Raw genomic sequence first — 15,198 nt, 5'->3', positions numbered from 1 at the left:
CGCTCGGGCGACCGAGCGGACGTGGGCGTGCCTTATAGACGCGGCCCTCCTGCTGAACGACGGGCCACCCGCAGCTTTTGAACGTGATGTGGCCGGTGTGCGGATCTCCCTCGAACCGGAACTGCACTTACTAATAGAACGAATTCCACCAGTACATCTGCTGCCCCACCCCGCGGTATCGCCGGGCGGATGCACAGTATGCCCTTCCTGCCGCCAATACGTACGAGTACTCGCCCGGCCGGCTTGTGAACAACCATCCCGCTGAACCTCGGCTGCTTCAGGTTTCCCTGTCGGCGTCGCCTGTACTTGCTTGTTACCCATCAGCCCCGTCGCGAACCGGACGACGGCGACGACGATGCCCCACAGCCACAGCAGGCCCAGTAGTCGGGCGCCGCTGGGCGTCGTCGATCACCGAGGCCAGGTTCAGCGCCCCTGCACCAGTTCACCAGCGCCCAGATGGCCACCAGCGAATTGACTTCGACGACCACGAGAGTCGTGTTGCGCAACCTGGTTCTTTGCGCTTTCGGCGCGGACCACCAGCGCATCGGAGAAACCCCAGGCTATCCGAGAGCATCGAGAAACCAGCAGGTTTCGGGTTCTCAGTAATGCCCCAAATTAAAGACAGGTATCTGGTACCGAGGTAACTCGCCAGTGGAATCCATATTGTCGTGACCAGGATGGACCTCATTCATGGTGGGCGTCGCGGGCGCCCCTGTCAAGGCGCGAAACGCTGGAGATTGTTGCCTTCACCGCGCTGTCGGTGACCGCCACGGCAGTGTTGCTTCCCGCGATTGGAGTCAAGGCTGTTGTTACTTACCTGCCGTTCGTCAAGAAGGCGGTTGAGTGTCAGGCGGAGCCTGAAGACTACTACATCATCAACTAGCGTTCGCCGGTTTGGTCTCGTCCGCCGTCGTGCTTTTGGTATGCGGCAGGCTGCCTTGTATTCCTTTCGAACCAGCGAGGTGGCTCCCGCTGCTCCTTACAGCACAGCGGCGAAGCGGATCAGCAGCATGGTCACGACGAAGCCCGTCACGTAGTTCAGCCACGGGAAGCGCGGTACATGGCCATATGTACCTACCCACTACAATTAGGTCAGTCTCACACCACACTTTCCTTGGGGGAACCTTTGTCGCTGCTGCTCGACCGCATTCCTGCGCTCTTTTCCCGGAAGCGCAAAGGTAAAAAGGACCTTCGCAGAGGGCGCGGGCTACGTCCGGATGTCCAGGGCCTTCGGGCCTTCGCTGTCCTTGCTGTGATCCTTGACCACACTTTTGGGTGGCCGAGAGGCGGCTTCGTTGGCGTGGACATCTTCTTTGTGATCTCAGGTTTCGTGATTACGGCATCTCTACTCCGAGAGCACGATCGGACAGGCCGTATCTCTTTCGCGGGCTTCTACAAGCGTCGTGTGAAGCGTATTCTGCCTGCTGCGGTACTGGTCCTGCTTGTCACGTCCGCCGCAGGGTTCTTTGTCTTCAACCAGGCGCGAGCATCATCCACGGTGTGGGATGCCGTGTGGGCCTTCTTCTTTAGCGCCAACTGGCGGCAAGCCGTGATCGGCACGGACTACTTCCAGGCATCAGGTCCGGTGCCCCCCCTGCAGCATTACTGGTCCCTCTCGGTAGAGGAACAGTTCTATTTTGTGTGGCCTTGGCTGATGGTGCTTCTCTTTGCCTTAGCGGCCAGGGCGCTCCGGGGACGCGGGCAAGAACGTGTTGTAGCGGGTGTCGCCATGTCCTTTATCGTTGCAGCGTCGTTCGCGTGGTCTGTCTGGGAAACGGCGACTAATCCTACCGTGGCCTATTTCTCCACCTTCTCCCGCGCTTGGGAATTGGGTGTCGGGGGTATCCTCGCATGCATAGCGACGGTTTTGACGCGTATTCCCCAGGGGGCAAGGCCTGCGCTGGGTGGGGCTGGTATGGCAGGTATGGTCGCTGCATTATTTGTGACAGATGCCCACGCTGGCTTTCCCGGGCCTGGGGCTGCCCTGTCAGTGCTGTCGGCGGCCGTGTTTATCGCCGCCGGGACAGGTTCGTCATCGCACCGCTATATGACGCCCTTGACCAACCGGGTTGCGGTCTACCTAGGGGACATCTCCTACTCCCTGTACCTGTGGCACTTTCCAGTGATCGTTTTTGGCGCCGCGATTGTTAGTGAAACGTCCGCAGGATATTTCACTGTCGTCTTGGCGGCAATCTTTGTTATCTCCATCTACAGCTACCATCTGCTTGAAGATCCAATTCGGAAGTCGGACTGGTTGGCCGGTAATACCAGGGGCAGCAAAGAGCGACCGTCGTTTTCCACTGGCTTTAAACTAACGGCCCTGAGCCTTCTATCGATGGTTACGGTTGCTGTCACCGCTTTTGCGATTCTCAGCACAGCACCCACATCCGCGCCAATAATCTCTGCTTCTACGGCAAGACCGTCCACCGCGGCCGCGGTCCCGGCTGCGTATGGACCCGCCAGTGCTCAGATAAAGACTCAAATCGCAACTGCTCTCGCCTCACCGGATTGGCCCGATCTGACCCCGTCCATGGACAGCGTCATCGGCGGGTCGCAGGTGCCGGATGACGTGAGTCGATGCGGCAACGTCGGCCCGATCAGAGATGGATGCACATGGGGCGATCCTTCAGCTCCGAAGACGGCTGTAATTATCGGAGACTCGGTCGCGCTGACGTATGTGACCGCCCTCAGGGACGTGTTGGCAGACAAACCCGACTGGAAGTTGTCCACATACGCTGCCTTTGGATGTTCGTTTACTGATACTCGAATAAGCAATGCAGACGCAAATATCGTACTAGGCTGTCCTGGCAGGAAAGATGAAGCAGTAGCAGCTATCAACAAGCTTCATCCGGACATCGTCTTCATCACGAATACGTATGAGCCGAGGCTTGACCTCACCACGAAGGTGCCCCTGACTCCGGCTCAGTGGAATGCAAGTACCAGCAAGTTCGTCGACTTGTTCAAGGCATCAACTAAGAAGATCGTGTTCGTGGCTCCGCCACCATCAGACAAGGATGTCAAGGCCTGCTACAGCCGGACAAGCAAACCAGTAGCCTGCGTCGGACAGGTCACTCCCCAGTGGTATGCCATCGCAAACGCAGAGCAGGACATAGCGAAGAAAATCGGGGGTACGTGGTTGGACACGAGTCGCCTGTTCTGTGACGCGAGAGATGCTTGTCCGAGCTTTGTTGGCACAACCCCGACCAAGTCGGACAAAGTGCATATGACAGCTGAGTATGCGCATAAGATCGCGCCAGCCCTATTGGAGCAACTGAATTCATTGAAACTGCTATGACAACCATATGTCTGCCCTCTAGCGTTTCGGGTCCCCTCCATCACACGTCACGTCTTTCCGCCCCTACAATCGGGCCCACGGGAACTGGGGGTATGCGATGAACCGGGACGCGCCGGCTCGTGGAAGTGCCTACATCGGCTTTGGTTCTCTGGCCGTGCTCAGCCTGCTAGGGATCATCACGTACCCTGCGGCTGGCCTTTCAATCATGGGGGCGGCGGTCGCCGCCGCGATTATCATAACTGTGCGCGTGGACAGGGTAGCGCTTTACTGCGGGTGCGCAGCTCTCACTTTGTTGATGCTGGTCCCCGTGCAAAACATTGGCGGATTCGGAAGCTTGAAAATTGGGGTGCTGTGCGCAGTTGCAGCCCTGGCGGTTGCCGGCGCACTTAGGCGCTGGCGGTCGTTCCGCGACAGGCCCGCCGGTCTTTGGCTGTTTCTTGTATACCTGTGCGTCCTCGCGTTGGCCACTCCGCGATCCGATTCGCCAAGCTCATGGAACCTTCTGATTGGTGCCGCCGTTGCAGGCCTTTCAATAAGCATCTTGTTTGTTCTAATGAACCCGGAAGAGCGGAAAAGCGCGCTCAACTTTGTTGTGTTTCTGGCAAGCTGCGAGGCTGCTTACGCACTTTTCGAACTCGTGGCGAAGCGGCCGCCACTCTGGGGCTATTGGAGCGTCGGGTCTTCGGGTGCCCCTAATATAATGGTCAATCAGATCGATACGGCCCTTATCCGGTCTCAAGGTACGTTGGGCCATCCGCTTCCACTGGCCCTGCTGCTTCTGGCTGGACTGGCACTCGTCATCCGCGGCGCCGGCCCAAAGAGGCCAATACTCCGGGTCGCGGTCTTTGGGTTGTTGGCTGCTGGCTGCTTTGCTGCCGGCAGCCGTTCCGCCATGCTCGTCGCCGTAGTGTTGCTCTTCCTGGCCATCGGTACGAAACGTCGGCTGATCATTGCCGGAGCTGGCTCACTGCTGCTCGTTCTCACCGTGCTTATCGCCGCTGCCGCTGGCTTCTTTCAATCGGAGGTCTACGAGCGCTTCGTAGCCTCTGACTCGCTGAGCCACCGCAATGGCGCTCTAGATGCAGTGCCAGGCCTCCTGACAAATCAGGACCTAGTCAACGTTGCCTTTGGTAACGGCTACTACTCGGCACCGCAATTGTTCCGCGAGGGAATGCTACAAGTCGGCAACTTCTACGCTGTGGATAACCAGGCGGTCATGACGTTGGTCGAGGGTGGCTTGGTAGGCCTTGCGATCCTCGCCACGCTCATCGTACTCGCAATCATCAGGATCGATGTCGCAGCGCGAATGGGTTTACTGTCCGTTGCCGTCTTTTTCTTCTCGTTCGACGTGCTTTCCTGGCCCTCCGGGATGACACTCTTCGGCATGTTCATCGGGCTGGCTTTCTCAGCCAAAAAGGCGCTGAACGTCGGCGCCAGCCATTTTGAGGAGCAGGCCAAGCCGGCCATCACAACCCGAGTCGCCTCGGCAACGGGCTGACGTAAGCCAGTGAATTTATGGGGCAGCAGAAGGCAGCGGGGCCTTTTCTGGGCGAAGACGTCCTGTCCGCTGATGGAGTCCGCGCGGCCCGCCCGACTCCCGGTCTCAGACGCGCCCCACCAAGAGGGCCTGGTCCGCATCCGCGGGCAGGACCTGGTCTGCAGTAACAGTTGTCATCGCGTTTCAGCTTTCTGTCCGGCCGGCTGGTGGATTCCGTCCACCCGCCGCGTGATGTTCCAGGGGTTGTAGTCTAGGAGGGCAGGCGGAAGCTGCTCCGGGGTGAAGGAGTCGTAGGCGACCGGGCGCATGAACCTTCCGCTGGCAGCGGTGCCTACTGAGGTGGTGGAAGCGGCGGTGGTAGCAGAGTAGGGTCCGCCATACTGCTGCGCGTAGGACGCTGACTCCTGTTGGCCAGGCGTTTTCACACCAGCCGTCCGCTCCGTTCCTGCGGCACCGTCAGCAGATCCTCGAGCTTTTCCTCCGGTTCACCCTGGACAGTGGCCGTCAGCTGGCCCTCCAGCAGGGCGGCCCGTTCGACGAGATCGGTTCCGGGACGGTAACGGATAGCGTCCGCACCCAGGCCGACAGCGGCCACGATGTTCCTATAGGAAAAAGTAAGCAACAAACGATTCCGACGCAGGGCGGTCCGTCTCCGGCAAACGAAGTAACCGCCTCTGGGGAGAGGCGGCCACTGGTTGGCGTCATTCTAAACAAGCAGGCTCTCGGCAGGGGCGGGTTGGGCTTGCGTCGCGAAGATGCTGGGGTCCAAGTCAGCAACGGAGGACTTGCCCACGAATCCCATGGCTCCCTTGAGCTCTTCCTGAAGGATTGAGAACACCCGGTCCACGGCCGGCTCACCGCCCGTCGCGAGGGCGTAGGCGAACGGGCGTCCGGCCAGCGTCGCCTTGGCACCCAAAGCGACTGCCTTTACGATGTCGTGGCCACGCCGCACACCGCCGTCGAGATAGATTTCCGCCCGTCCGCCAACTGCCTCAGCAATGGACGGCAGCACGTCGATGGTGGCCGGCTGTGAGTCGAACTGCCGGCCGCCGTGGTTGGAGACGAAAATGCCGTCCGCCCCCTCATCCACTGCCCGGGCCGCGTCCTCGGCGTCCATGATGCCCTTGATCACCAGGTTCCCCTTCCACTCTGAGCGGAGCCTGGCGAAGTCGTCCCAGCTGGCACCCGGGTTCTTGTTGGACGCCATCCAGTTGTTCATCTCGTCCATGCGCAGGGGGCGGCCGTTGATCTGGTAATTCCCGTACGTCATCTTCCGGCCGGTAAGCCACCGCCACAGCCACGCAGGGCGCGTGGCGGCATTAAAGTAGTCTGCAACCGGCGGGCGCGGCGGCATGGACAGGCCATGGTGCAGGTCCCGTTCCCGCTTGCTGGAAGACCCCACATCGCCAGCCACCACCAGAGTCTCAACCCCCACAGCCCGTGCCCGGTTGATGTAGCTGGCGGTTTCCGCCGGATCCTTCCAGAAGGCGATTTGCGCCCACAGATTGTTCGGCGCCACCTTGGCCACTTCCTCCAGCGAGCAGCCGGCCCACGCGCTGTGGATGAAGATCGAGCCTGCCCTGACCGCGGCCCGGGCGACGGCAGGATCCGAACCCGGGTGGAAGATGGTGAGCATTCCCATTGGGGCCACCATCAGCGGCATCGCCAGGGAATGGCCCAGCACGGTGGTGGACGTGTTCAGGCCCCGCAGGTCCACCATGGACCGCTGGCGAAGCATCAGGGCGTCGAAACGGTCTTCGTTGGCGCGCATGGTGGTCTCGTCCAGCGCGCCGCCCTCCAAATAGTCCGAAATCATTTTCGGAAGCTGCTTGCGGGAGGCTTTGCGGTAGTCCTCAACGCTGACAATCCATTTGTTTTTCAAGAGTCCTGCTCCAATGTGAAGGGTCTAAATTACTTTCGCCAGGAATTGTTTGGTGCGCTCATGCTGCGGGTCGCTCAGGACCGTCCGGGGGTCGCCCTGCTCCACGATGCCGCCGCCGTCCATGAAGATCAGGTGGTCGCCGACTTCCCGGGCGAAGCCGATCTCGTGGGTGACCACGATCATGGTCATTCCGCCGTCCGCGAGCTTGCGCATCACGTCCAGCACCTCGCCCACAAGCTCCGGGTCCAGGGCCGATGTTGGTTCATCGAACAGCATCAGCCGCGGCTCCATGGCCAGTGCCCTGGCGATGGCCACGCGCTGCTGCTGGCCGCCGGACAGGGACGCCGGGTAGGCGTGGACCTTCTCGGAGAGTCCCACCCGCTCCAGGAGGATCCGGGCCCGGTCCTGCACGGCCTTCCGGTTCTCCTTCCGCACCCTGACCGGTGCCTCGCAGATGTTCTCAAGCACCGTCATGTGCGGGAAAAGGTTGAAGCTCTGGAAGACCATGCCGATGTTCTCGCGCATTTTCGCCGCCTCGGCGTTGTTCTGCGCGTGCAGCCGGCCTTTCCTGATCTTCACGCCAACCGGCTGTCCCTCCACAAGGATGTACCCGCCGTCGAGCGTTTCCAGCTGGTTGATGCAGCGGAGGAACGTTGACTTGCCGGAGCCTGACGGCCCGATGATGCAGGTAACGCTGCCCTTGGGGATGGTGAGGTCAATGCCTTTGAGGACCTCGAGGTCGCCGAAGCTCTTGGTGACTCCCTGTGCTTCGATCATCACGTTGGTCATGGCCGGGCCTCCAGTGGTGTGGTGGGGGAGTTCAGGGCCTTGGGCTTGCGGGGCCGCCGGGTTCTGCGTCCCGAGGTGATTCCGCCCCGGTTGAAGTGCTTTTCGATGAAGTACTGCCCCAGGCTCAGGATGCTGGTGACCAGCAGGTACCACATGCTTGCGGCGATCAGCAGCGGAATGGTCTTGAAGTTGGCGCTGTAGACCAGCTGCGCAGAGTAGAGCAGCTCGGGGAAGGCCAGGACGCTCACCAGGGAGGTGGTCTTCAGCATGGAGATGGTCTGGTTGCCCGTTGGCGGGATGATGATCTTCATTGCCTGCGGCAGCACAATCCGGGAAAGGATGGCGAACCGCCGCATTCCCAGTGCGGTGGCTGCCTCCGTCTGCCCGCGGTTGACGCTCAGGAGCCCGGCGCGGACGATCTCGGACATGTAGGCGCCTTCATTCAGGCCCAAGCCAAGGATTGCGGCCATGAACGGGGTGATGAGCACGTTGGCGTCCACCGAGAAGAACTCGGGTCCAAACGGGACACCCACCGCGATCCGTGGGTAGATGGCGGCGATGAACCCCCAGAAGAGGAGCTGGACGAACACCGGTACCCCGCGGAAGAGCCAGACCAGGAACGCGGCAGTTCCGGCGACAATGACGTTCGGCGCGAGCCTGGCCAGCGCCAACAGGACGCCGACGACGATTCCCACGGCCATGGAGATGGCTGTCAGTCCCAGCGTGCGGAGGAGGCCGGTGAACAGCCTTTCCGAGGTGAACCATGCGAACACCACGTTCCACTCGAAGCGGGGATTGGTGATCAGGGAGTAACTGACCAGGAAGATCGCGAAGAGGACGATCGCCGCCGTCAGCCACAACCCTCCGTGGCGCTGGTGGGGACGGCCCTGGAGAAGCTGGCGGTCCAGCCCGTCCCCGGCTGGTGCCTTGGCGTCAGGCTGCGTGGCTGTGTTGGCCATGTGGCTACTGCGCTTTGTTGAAGGCGAAGTCAGAGATGGCACCGCTGCCTACACCCCACTTGTCGAGGATTTCCTTGTACTTTCCGCTCTTGGCGAGAGACTCCATGCCAAGTTGGATGGCCTTCTCCAGGCCGGCGCCCTTCTTGAAGCCGATGCTGACGGGGGAGACGTCCTTTTCGCCGAGCAGCTCGATCTGGCCGCCCTGCTTGATGGCGTAGCCCAGGGTGGGTCCGTCGATGTAGACGGCATCGATCCGGCCGGCGGTTAGTGCGAGGTTGGGGGCCTGCATGTCCGGGTAGGTCATGGCCTCAATGGCTGGATTGCCCGCGGCCGTGCAGGCCTGGGACAGGGCGGGGAGGCGCTTGAGGTCCTGGAAGGAACCCTTCAGCACGCCCACCCGCTTGCCGCAGAGTGAGTCCACCGAGAGGTGCTGGGGGTTGCCGGGGGCCACGCCGATGCCGCTGCCTGACTGGTAGTAGTCGACGAAATCGAGCACTTTCATGCGTTCGGTTGAGGGCGACATCTGGGATACGGCCATGTCGAACTTGCCGGCGGCAATGCCGGGGATGATGCCGTCGAAGGGGCCGCTCTTGACCTCCGTTTTCAGGCCCAGCGTCTGTCCCAGGGCCATGGCAATTTCGGGGTCCACACCTTGAACGGTGGTTCCGTCCGCGGCCATGAAGTGCAGCGGCGGGGAGCTCTGGCTCATGGTGACGGTCAGGGTCCCCTTGTCCCGTGCGTCTTTGGGGAGGGCTGCCGCGGCGGCGTCGTCGACTTTGACGGCCTGCGCGGAACCGGTGGTTTTAGGGGCGTCGGACTGGGCCGAGCTGGTCATTTCCGGGTTGGAGCAGCCGGAGAGAAGCGCGCTCGCCATGGAAACTGCGGCGACGGTTACCAACATCGATCGAAACTGAATCATCTACACGCCTTCGGATTGGGGGAGGAGGGGTGATGGGAGAGCTGTGTTACAGATCACTTCGCTGTCCGGTATCATGTACCGTACATCATGCACGATTTTCTGCAAACACCCTTTTTGCGTTGTTTGGTTTGTGACGGGGCGCTGGTGAAAGTAGTGCTGACGCTCCATTCGACTGACCGAAATTCACATAGGATTCCGAAATGAACGCCGCTTCGCCTGAAGAAGAAGTCCTGATCCCCGGCCGGCCCATGCTGGTGGACCAGGTGTTTGAGGCCATCCTGTCCCTGTTGCTTGACGACAAGATCTCCACCGGATCGCCGTTGAGCATTGACGGACTGGCCAAGCGCTTCAAGGTTTCCTCAACCCCCGTGCGGGAGGCGCTGGCCCGTCTGGAAACCACCGGGATGGTCAGGCGGGAAGCGCTGCGCGGATACAAGGTGGCGCCGGAACCCACGGCCAGCGACATCGCCGCGCTGCTGACCTCGCGGCAGATTCTCGAACCTGCCTGCACCAACATTGCCGCCAGCAACTCAACGGACGAACTGGTGGCGGACCTGGAAGGGTTCCACCGCGACCTTGAGGCGTCCCGCCGGGGCGGTGACACGTTTGCCGGGTATCGGGCTTACTGGAAGGCGGACGAGAACTTTCACCGGCGGATCGTGGAGGCCACGGACAATGAGTTCCTCTTAAGGGCCTACTCCTCCATCGAGGGAAGTATCCAGCGGTTCCGGCTCATGGTTCACAACGACATGAGCGGCGACCATACCGTGAAGGAGCACCACGCGATCATTGAAGCCATCAAGGCGGGCGACCCGGAGGCGGCCACGGCGGCGATGAACCGGCATATCGAGGGCATCAAATCCCGTTCGCTGAGCCTCTCGAAGTTCGGGAAGCAGGACTGAAGTGCGGGGGGCACAGACTTGTGGCATCGTGGGATGCTTTTCCCGGCGTCAGGCCTCCAAAGCCCACTGTTAGGTTCCGTGGAGCATGGTCGGGCAAGTACCCCGGCCGGCAGATTCAGGTATCGCTTTACTGGTCCAATATCCAGAGCGGGCGCATAGCCTGCATCCATGTTGAAAGCCGTGTTCCGAAGTCGACATAAACCGAGATGCCGGTTCTGCGGACGGCCGCTGCCTCAAAATCCGTCCGCGATGTTTTGCTCCCGTGACTGCTACGACAGCTACCAGGCCAGCAACGACACGTCCCGCCACGAACAATAGCTTCGTTCTGGCTGGTATTTCTGGCAGCGGAAGTCAGCCGGACTGGAAGCTGGCATGCATGGCTGCAGGGAAGGAGCGTCCCGTGTGCCGGTTGTTCGGGCTGCACGCCGGGTCCCGGCCCGTACGCGCCACTTTCTGGCTCCTCGACGCCCCGGACAGCCTGGCCGAGCAGAGCAGGCGGGAGCCCGACGGCGCGGGGATCGGAACCTTCGATTCCGACGGCGGCGCGCGCGTCACCAAACGGCCGCTCGCCGCATGGGAGGACCACGCCTTTGCCCGGGAGGCCCGGCAGCTGATGAGCACCACCTTCCTGGCCCACGTCCGGTACGCGAGCACGGGTGCGCACACCCTGGTGAACACCCACCCGTTCGAGCAGGACGGCCGTCTGTTCGCCCACAACGGCGCCTTCCATGGGCTCGCCCGGCTCGACGAGCGCCTTCGTGACCTTGGCGTGGCAGGGCTGGTGCAGGGCCAGACCGACAGCGAACGGCTCTTCGCCCTCATTACGGCCGAGAGCCGCAGTGCCGGCGGGGACGTGGCGGAGGGCATCTCCCGGGCGGTCGGGTGGATCGCCGCCGAGCTCCCCGTCCTGGCCCTGAACCTCATAGTGACGACGGCGACGGACCTCTGGGCGCTCCGCTACCCTGCAACCCACCCGCTGTACATCCTTGAAAGGGACCCCGCAGCAGAGCCCGCACCGGCAGCACCACTGGACGCCCGAAGCCCCCGAATCCACTCCCGAAGCACGGAACTTTCCGTTGAACGCTCGGTTCTCTTCGCCACCGAACCGATGAACCAGAACCCCGGCTGGCGCCCCTTGGCGCCGGGGGAGCTGGTGCATGTTGGCCGGGACCTGGCGGTGGCCTGCACCTTTCCCTTCCCGGACCAACCCGCCCACCCGCTCACGCTCGCCGACTTGGAACCGTCCGCGGCGGCGTCGCAAATGTCCTGAAGACTGAAGCCGGGGCTGTGGTCTCACTGGTCTCTGAGCCGGATGGTCCGTGCCCGGTGGATAGCGGCCAGGGCAACGGCGCTGGCCGCCAGCCGTACGGCGTGGACGTTATACCACCGCCGCAATAAGGGCTCCCGTTGGTCCTCGCTCATTGGTTCCGGGCTGAAGAACAGCCTGGGGTTGAGGGACCGGAGGACGTAGGCGGTAGCGGCCGCCCCTGTAACAGAACTGGCGGCGGCGACCATCAGCCAGGTCCTGGTGCGCGCATCACGCCATCCCGCCGCGAGGGCACCCACAGCGGCGGGGGCATTGATCGGTGCGATCGGTGCGTAGTAGCGTCCTGGGCTGCCAGCTCCAAAGGGGGACCGGGGAAGGTCCGCGCTTGCCTCCGAGGCCGCGACACGATGGGGCACTTTGACCAGAAGCTCATACAGGTTCCCGAAGAACCAGTGCGCGTGGCTGAACTCCGCAACGTCAAGAAGCCGGTCAGTGAGCAGATCGCGGCGATGCGAGGAAATCAGTTCCATGCCCACAATCTACTCCGGTCCCTGGATGGGCCGGCCCGCGGACCTGGAACCGTCCGCGGCGGCGTTGCAAACGTCCTGACGGCGTCCGTCCGGACGGTCCTTCTACGTGCTTGGCGTTGCAGCCTTTTTCTGCAGCGCCTCGGCCATCTTCTGGACCTTGGCGCCGTAGCCGCCGTTCAGCGCGGTGTCCTTGATCTTGTTCGCCTGGGCATCCAGGTCAGCCGGGGCGGCGTTCTTCAGTGCCGTCAGGTCCGCCTGAAGATTGGCGGGGAGTTTGGCGAACAGCTTCGGGTGGCTGATGAGCTGGTCGGCCACCTTCTGCAGCCCGGCGCCGGGGTTGTCCGAGCTGAACGCGGTGCGCAGCTCCTGCCGCAGGCCGGCCAGGCCCGTTGCCGTCTTCTCCAGCGCTTCGGCGCGCTTCTGGATCTCGGCACCGTACCCGCCGGACAGGGCCGTGGTCTTGATCTTGTAGGCGTCCTTCACCCGGTCGGCCGCGGGGGCATCCTTGAGGGTGGTCACGTCCGACTGGAGGGCAGCGGGGAGCTTTGCAAAAAGCTGCGGGTGGTTGGCCAGGGCGGTGGCTGCTTTCGCGGCACGGTCTCCAGCGGCCTGAGGACTGTCTTCCTTGATCTTGAGGAACGCTTCCAGTCCGCCGAGCCGGTGACCGGTCTTCGCGGTCTTTATCTCGGGAGAGGCCGTGGCGGTTGAGACCGCCGTCGGGGTGGACGCTGCGGACGCGGCGCCGACGCCCGCGGCGGCCATGGCACCGGCGGCCAGGACGGCTGCCGCGCCGACTCCGATGCGGGTTTTCATTGACGGAATTGATGGCTTCACCACGGTGTGTCCCTCCAGATGTGTGCGCGCGTTCGCGCCGGACGCAGGGACCGGCGCAGGATCACTGTAGGAGCACAGGCTGGGAAAAAGCTGAATGGTGACGGCGGCCGTCAGCGAGGGCGGTTGCCTGCAGTTCGAGGGTCAGGCTTTGCCCTCAGCGGGGGCGTGCGTTTTCACCGTCGCGAGCAGGATGACCCCGGCGACGGCGGTGGCTCCTGACAGGAGGAACAGGACGATGGCCAGCGGGGGTGCCGCGTCTGCTTCGCCGAGGATGGTGATGCCGATCGCGACGGCCACGAGTGGGTCGATGACGGTCAGGCCGGCGACAACGAGTTCGGGGGAGCCCCGGGTGTGGGCGTTCTGGACCAGGAAGCTGCCGCCCAGGGCGGCAATGAGCAGCCCCGCCAGGCACGTCAGGGACAGCCACTCGAAGTCGCCTTGGAACAGCCGGGCGATGACGGTCTTGGCCAGGGCCGCGACGAACCCAAAAAGGACGCCGGCTCCGGCGGTGAACAACACGGCGTGCGAGCGGTGGCGCCACAGGAGATAGGCCACGGCGACGCAGGCGAGGACCACGGCGAGGACGATCAGGATGGTGACCAGGTGCCGGTCGCTGATTTCCACGTCCTCCGCGGACAGCGCCGCCACGGCAACGAACACGCCTACGCCGCCCACGCATAACGCGACGGCGGTCAGGGCCCGGCGCCCCGGGGACCGGCGGGTCATCCGCGCGGTGGCCAGAGTGGTGACCACCAGGGCGATTGCGCCGATGGGCTGCACCACGATCAGGGGCGAGAACCGCAGGCTGGTGAGCTGGAGGAGGATCGCAGCACCCAGCATCGCCGTCCCGGCCAGCCACACCGGTTTCCGCATCAGGGCGTGCAGGCGTCCGCCGCCCATGCTGCCCGCCGCGCGCCCTTCTGCAGCCGGCTGGTCTCCCACGGCGCGGTGCTGGAACAGCGTTCCCAGGGCGAGCAGGACGGCGCCGGCGGCGGCGATCGGAATCCCCAGCCAGTGGTAGGACGTCAGTGCGGACACGGCCGCGGCCTGGATCATGATCAGACCTTACCCGCCCGGGACGCCGGCAACCCGCCCCGGTGACAAACCGCCGTCGTCCTTCTGCTTTGGCCGGCCGGACAAGCGGCGGCCCGCGCGGACGGCTAGATCAGGCTGGGCTGGCTGGCAAGGATGTAGTCGACGGCGGCAGGTCCTGCCATGGACAGTTCCCGCCATTCCCTGCGCCCGCCCATGTCCTGCCGCATGTGCCCTTCCTGGGCGGCGGCTGCCGACAACGCCTCGGCGGAACCCGGTTCCACCGAGTTGAGCAGGCACCAGCTCAGGTACAGCCCGTACATCTCGTCGTCGCCCAGCCCCGGCTGCTTTCCGGGGACGGAGACGATGCATTCGGAGAGGAAACGGCAGTAGTTCGAACCGCTCATGGATGTGCCCTTCGGCTGGGTGTGGACCTGCAGTGTCGACGTGCTGTGCGGGCGACCGGACGGCGCTTACACATAGGCCATTCGTAGCTGGAAGGGTCCTGGATGGGCCGCGCGGCCGGGTAATTTTCACTTCGCAAAACTGCTAATCATGCTTAGTATTGTGGAGCGCGGGCTGCCCGCTGGGGGCAGAGCACCCGCGCCGCACCGGAGGTCTCAGCCATGGACAACGAAATGCGTCCCCTCACCGATGAAGAACTGATGTCGGAGCAGGCCACCGCCCTGCCGGACAAGGAAGTGGCGTCCGTCCTGGACCTGAACGCGGACCTGGACCTGGGCATCAACGCCGCGGCACCCATCGACCTCGCGGTCGCCGCCAACGCCAACGTGGCCGCACCCATCGATGCCGCCGCCTCGGCCAACATCCTGTCCTTCGGCTCCGACGCGCAGGCACTCTCCAGCCAGGACGCCGCCATCGACCAGGGCATCACGGCCGATGCCAACGCCGACTCCACCCAGGACAGCGTGATCGGCCAGGGCGACGACACGGCTGACGCCGGCACTACCGACGCTGGAACCACGGGCGGAACGGTGACGGATCCCACAGGCGCCGGTGGGCTCACGGACGCAGCCGGTGTCCTGAACGGCAACCTGCTGAACGTCGACGTGAACCTGGACGCGGACGCCGCCATCGCCGCCCCCATCAACGGTGCCGTGGCCGCCAACGCCAACGTGGCTGCCCCCATCGATGCCGCGGTGGCCGCGAACATCGGCTCCATCGACAGCCAGGCGTACGCCATCTCGGACCAGAGCGCCACCATCTCGCAGCACATCGACGGTGAGGCCAACGCCACCGCTGACCAGCAGTCCGACCTGCAGCAGTAACC

15 protein-coding genes are annotated in these 15,198 nt (G+C 63.3%); 5 read left to right on the top strand and 10 right to left on the bottom strand.

The genetic code is table 11. The annotated features are described in order from the left end of the window. Positions 1 to 1,060 precede the first annotated feature (1,060 nt). A complete protein-coding gene (locus Q9R31_RS03585) occupies positions 1,061 to 3,295 on the top strand; it encodes an acyltransferase family protein (RefSeq protein ID WP_311261350.1) in 2,235 nt (744 codons plus the stop codon). Between the two features lie 97 nt (positions 3,296 to 3,392). Beyond that, complete coding sequence (locus Q9R31_RS03580; protein WP_311261349.1) at positions 3,393 to 4,793, top strand: hypothetical protein; 1,401 nt, start codon at positions 3,393 to 3,395, stop codon at positions 4,791 to 4,793. A gap of 173 nt (positions 4,794 to 4,966) precedes the next feature. On the opposite strand, the gene Q9R31_RS03575 is transcribed toward Q9R31_RS03580, so the two are convergent. From Q9R31_RS03575 to Q9R31_RS03550, 6 genes are all read right to left on the bottom strand, one after another. After that, complete coding sequence (locus tag Q9R31_RS03575; RefSeq protein ID WP_311261348.1) at positions 4,967 to 5,218, bottom strand: hypothetical protein; 252 nt, start codon at positions 5,216 to 5,218, stop codon at positions 4,967 to 4,969. After that, positions 5,215 to 5,388: a hypothetical protein gene (locus Q9R31_RS03570; protein WP_311261347.1), complete on the bottom strand. Its 174-nt coding sequence runs from the start codon at positions 5,386 to 5,388 to the stop codon at positions 5,215 to 5,217. Before Q9R31_RS03570 ends, Q9R31_RS03575 begins: the two co-directional genes overlap by 4 nt. Before the next feature lie 111 nt (positions 5,389 to 5,499). Then, positions 5,500 to 6,675, bottom strand: coding sequence for an alpha-hydroxy acid oxidase (locus Q9R31_RS03565; protein WP_311261346.1), 1,176 nt, complete (start codon positions 6,673 to 6,675; stop codon positions 5,500 to 5,502). 24 nt (positions 6,676 to 6,699) lie between these two features. Beyond that, positions 6,700 to 7,464 carry an amino acid ABC transporter ATP-binding protein gene (locus Q9R31_RS03560; RefSeq protein ID WP_142117436.1) on the bottom strand — a complete coding sequence of 255 codons (765 nt, stop codon included), beginning with the start codon at positions 7,462 to 7,464 and terminating at the stop codon, positions 6,700 to 6,702. After that, positions 7,461 to 8,423, bottom strand: coding sequence for an amino acid ABC transporter permease (locus tag Q9R31_RS03555; protein WP_311261345.1), 963 nt, complete (start codon positions 8,421 to 8,423; stop codon positions 7,461 to 7,463). The genes Q9R31_RS03560 and Q9R31_RS03555 overlap by 4 nt, the downstream gene beginning before the upstream one ends. A 4-nt stretch (positions 8,424 to 8,427) precedes the next feature. Further along, positions 8,428 to 9,342 (bottom strand): ABC transporter substrate-binding protein, encoded by a 915-nt coding sequence (locus Q9R31_RS03550; protein WP_311261344.1) that lies wholly within the window; start codon positions 9,340 to 9,342, stop codon positions 8,428 to 8,430. Between the two features lie 200 nt (positions 9,343 to 9,542). On the opposite strand from Q9R31_RS03550, the gene Q9R31_RS03545 reads away from it, so the two are divergent. Beyond that, positions 9,543 to 10,244 carry a GntR family transcriptional regulator gene (locus Q9R31_RS03545; RefSeq protein ID WP_311261343.1) on the top strand — a complete coding sequence of 234 codons (702 nt, stop codon included), beginning with the start codon at positions 9,543 to 9,545 and terminating at the stop codon, positions 10,242 to 10,244. Positions 10,245 to 10,620: 376 nt separating this feature from the next. After that, positions 10,621 to 11,514: a class II glutamine amidotransferase gene (locus Q9R31_RS03540; RefSeq protein ID WP_311261342.1), complete on the top strand. Its 894-nt coding sequence runs from the start codon at positions 10,621 to 10,623 to the stop codon at positions 11,512 to 11,514. Positions 11,515 to 11,537: 23 nt separating this feature from the next. On the opposite strand, the gene Q9R31_RS03535 is transcribed toward Q9R31_RS03540, so the two are convergent. The 4 genes from Q9R31_RS03535 to Q9R31_RS03520 form a co-directional block, all read right to left on the bottom strand. Then, on the bottom strand, positions 11,538 to 12,041 hold the full coding sequence (locus Q9R31_RS03535) for an anthrone oxygenase family protein (RefSeq protein WP_311261341.1): 504 nt from the start codon (positions 12,039 to 12,041) through the stop codon (positions 11,538 to 11,540). Positions 12,042 to 12,143: 102 nt separating this feature from the next. Beyond that, a complete protein-coding gene (locus tag Q9R31_RS03530; protein ID WP_311261340.1) occupies positions 12,144 to 12,854 on the bottom strand; it encodes a hypothetical protein in 711 nt (236 codons plus the stop codon). 162 nt (positions 12,855 to 13,016) lie between these two features. Next, a complete protein-coding gene (locus Q9R31_RS03525) occupies positions 13,017 to 13,931 on the bottom strand; it encodes a DMT family transporter (protein ID WP_311261339.1) in 915 nt (304 codons plus the stop codon). A gap of 104 nt (positions 13,932 to 14,035) precedes the next feature. Next, the gene (locus tag Q9R31_RS03520; protein ID WP_311261338.1) at positions 14,036 to 14,314 is read right to left on the bottom strand and encodes a hypothetical protein; all 279 of its coding nucleotides are present in this window, start codon (positions 14,312 to 14,314) and stop codon (positions 14,036 to 14,038) included. A gap of 219 nt (positions 14,315 to 14,533) precedes the next feature. Between Q9R31_RS03520 and Q9R31_RS03515 the strand changes: the two genes are divergently transcribed. Further along, positions 14,534 to 15,196 (top strand): peptidoglycan-binding protein, encoded by a 663-nt coding sequence (locus Q9R31_RS03515; RefSeq protein ID WP_311261337.1) that lies wholly within the window; start codon positions 14,534 to 14,536, stop codon positions 15,194 to 15,196. Positions 15,197 to 15,198 lie beyond the last annotated feature (2 nt).

It is taken from the genome of Pseudarthrobacter sp. BRE9, assembly GCF_031844305.1.
GTDB lineage: Bacteria > Actinomycetota > Actinomycetes > Actinomycetales > Micrococcaceae > Arthrobacter.
This window is presented reverse-complemented; position numbering and strand designations above follow the sequence as displayed.

What these genes read in the sequence shown, in the direction of transcription:
- Q9R31_RS03555 (WP_311261345.1), bottom strand. Translation starts at nt 8,423, where the DNA reads ATGGCCAACACAGCCACGCAGCCTGACGCCAAGGCACCAGCCGGGGAC.
- Q9R31_RS03520 (WP_311261338.1), bottom strand. Translation starts at nt 14,314, where the DNA reads ATGAGCGGTTCGAACTACTGCCGTTTCCTCTCCGAATGCATCGTCTCC.
- Q9R31_RS03525 (WP_311261339.1), bottom strand. Translation starts at nt 13,931, where the DNA reads ATGATCCAGGCCGCGGCCGTGTCCGCACTGACGTCCTACCACTGGCTG.
- Q9R31_RS03535 (WP_311261341.1), bottom strand. Translation starts at nt 12,041, where the DNA reads ATGGAACTGATTTCCTCGCATCGCCGCGATCTGCTCACTGACCGGCTT.
- Q9R31_RS03585 (WP_311261350.1), top strand. Translation starts at nt 1,061, where the DNA reads ATGGCCATATGTACCTACCCACTACAATTAGGTCAGTCTCACACCACA.
- Q9R31_RS03545 (WP_311261343.1), top strand. Translation starts at nt 9,543, where the DNA reads ATGAACGCCGCTTCGCCTGAAGAAGAAGTCCTGATCCCCGGCCGGCCC.
- Q9R31_RS03560 (WP_142117436.1), bottom strand. Translation starts at nt 7,464, where the DNA reads ATGACCAACGTGATGATCGAAGCACAGGGAGTCACCAAGAGCTTCGGC.
- Q9R31_RS03530 (WP_311261340.1), bottom strand. Translation starts at nt 12,854, where the DNA reads ATGAAAACCCGCATCGGAGTCGGCGCGGCAGCCGTCCTGGCCGCCGGT.
- Q9R31_RS03540 (WP_311261342.1), top strand. Translation starts at nt 10,621, where the DNA reads ATGGCTGCAGGGAAGGAGCGTCCCGTGTGCCGGTTGTTCGGGCTGCAC.
- Q9R31_RS03580 (WP_311261349.1), top strand. Translation starts at nt 3,393, where the DNA reads ATGAACCGGGACGCGCCGGCTCGTGGAAGTGCCTACATCGGCTTTGGT.
- Q9R31_RS03550 (WP_311261344.1), bottom strand. Translation starts at nt 9,342, where the DNA reads ATGATTCAGTTTCGATCGATGTTGGTAACCGTCGCCGCAGTTTCCATG.
- Q9R31_RS03515 (WP_311261337.1), top strand. Translation starts at nt 14,534, where the DNA reads ATGGACAACGAAATGCGTCCCCTCACCGATGAAGAACTGATGTCGGAG.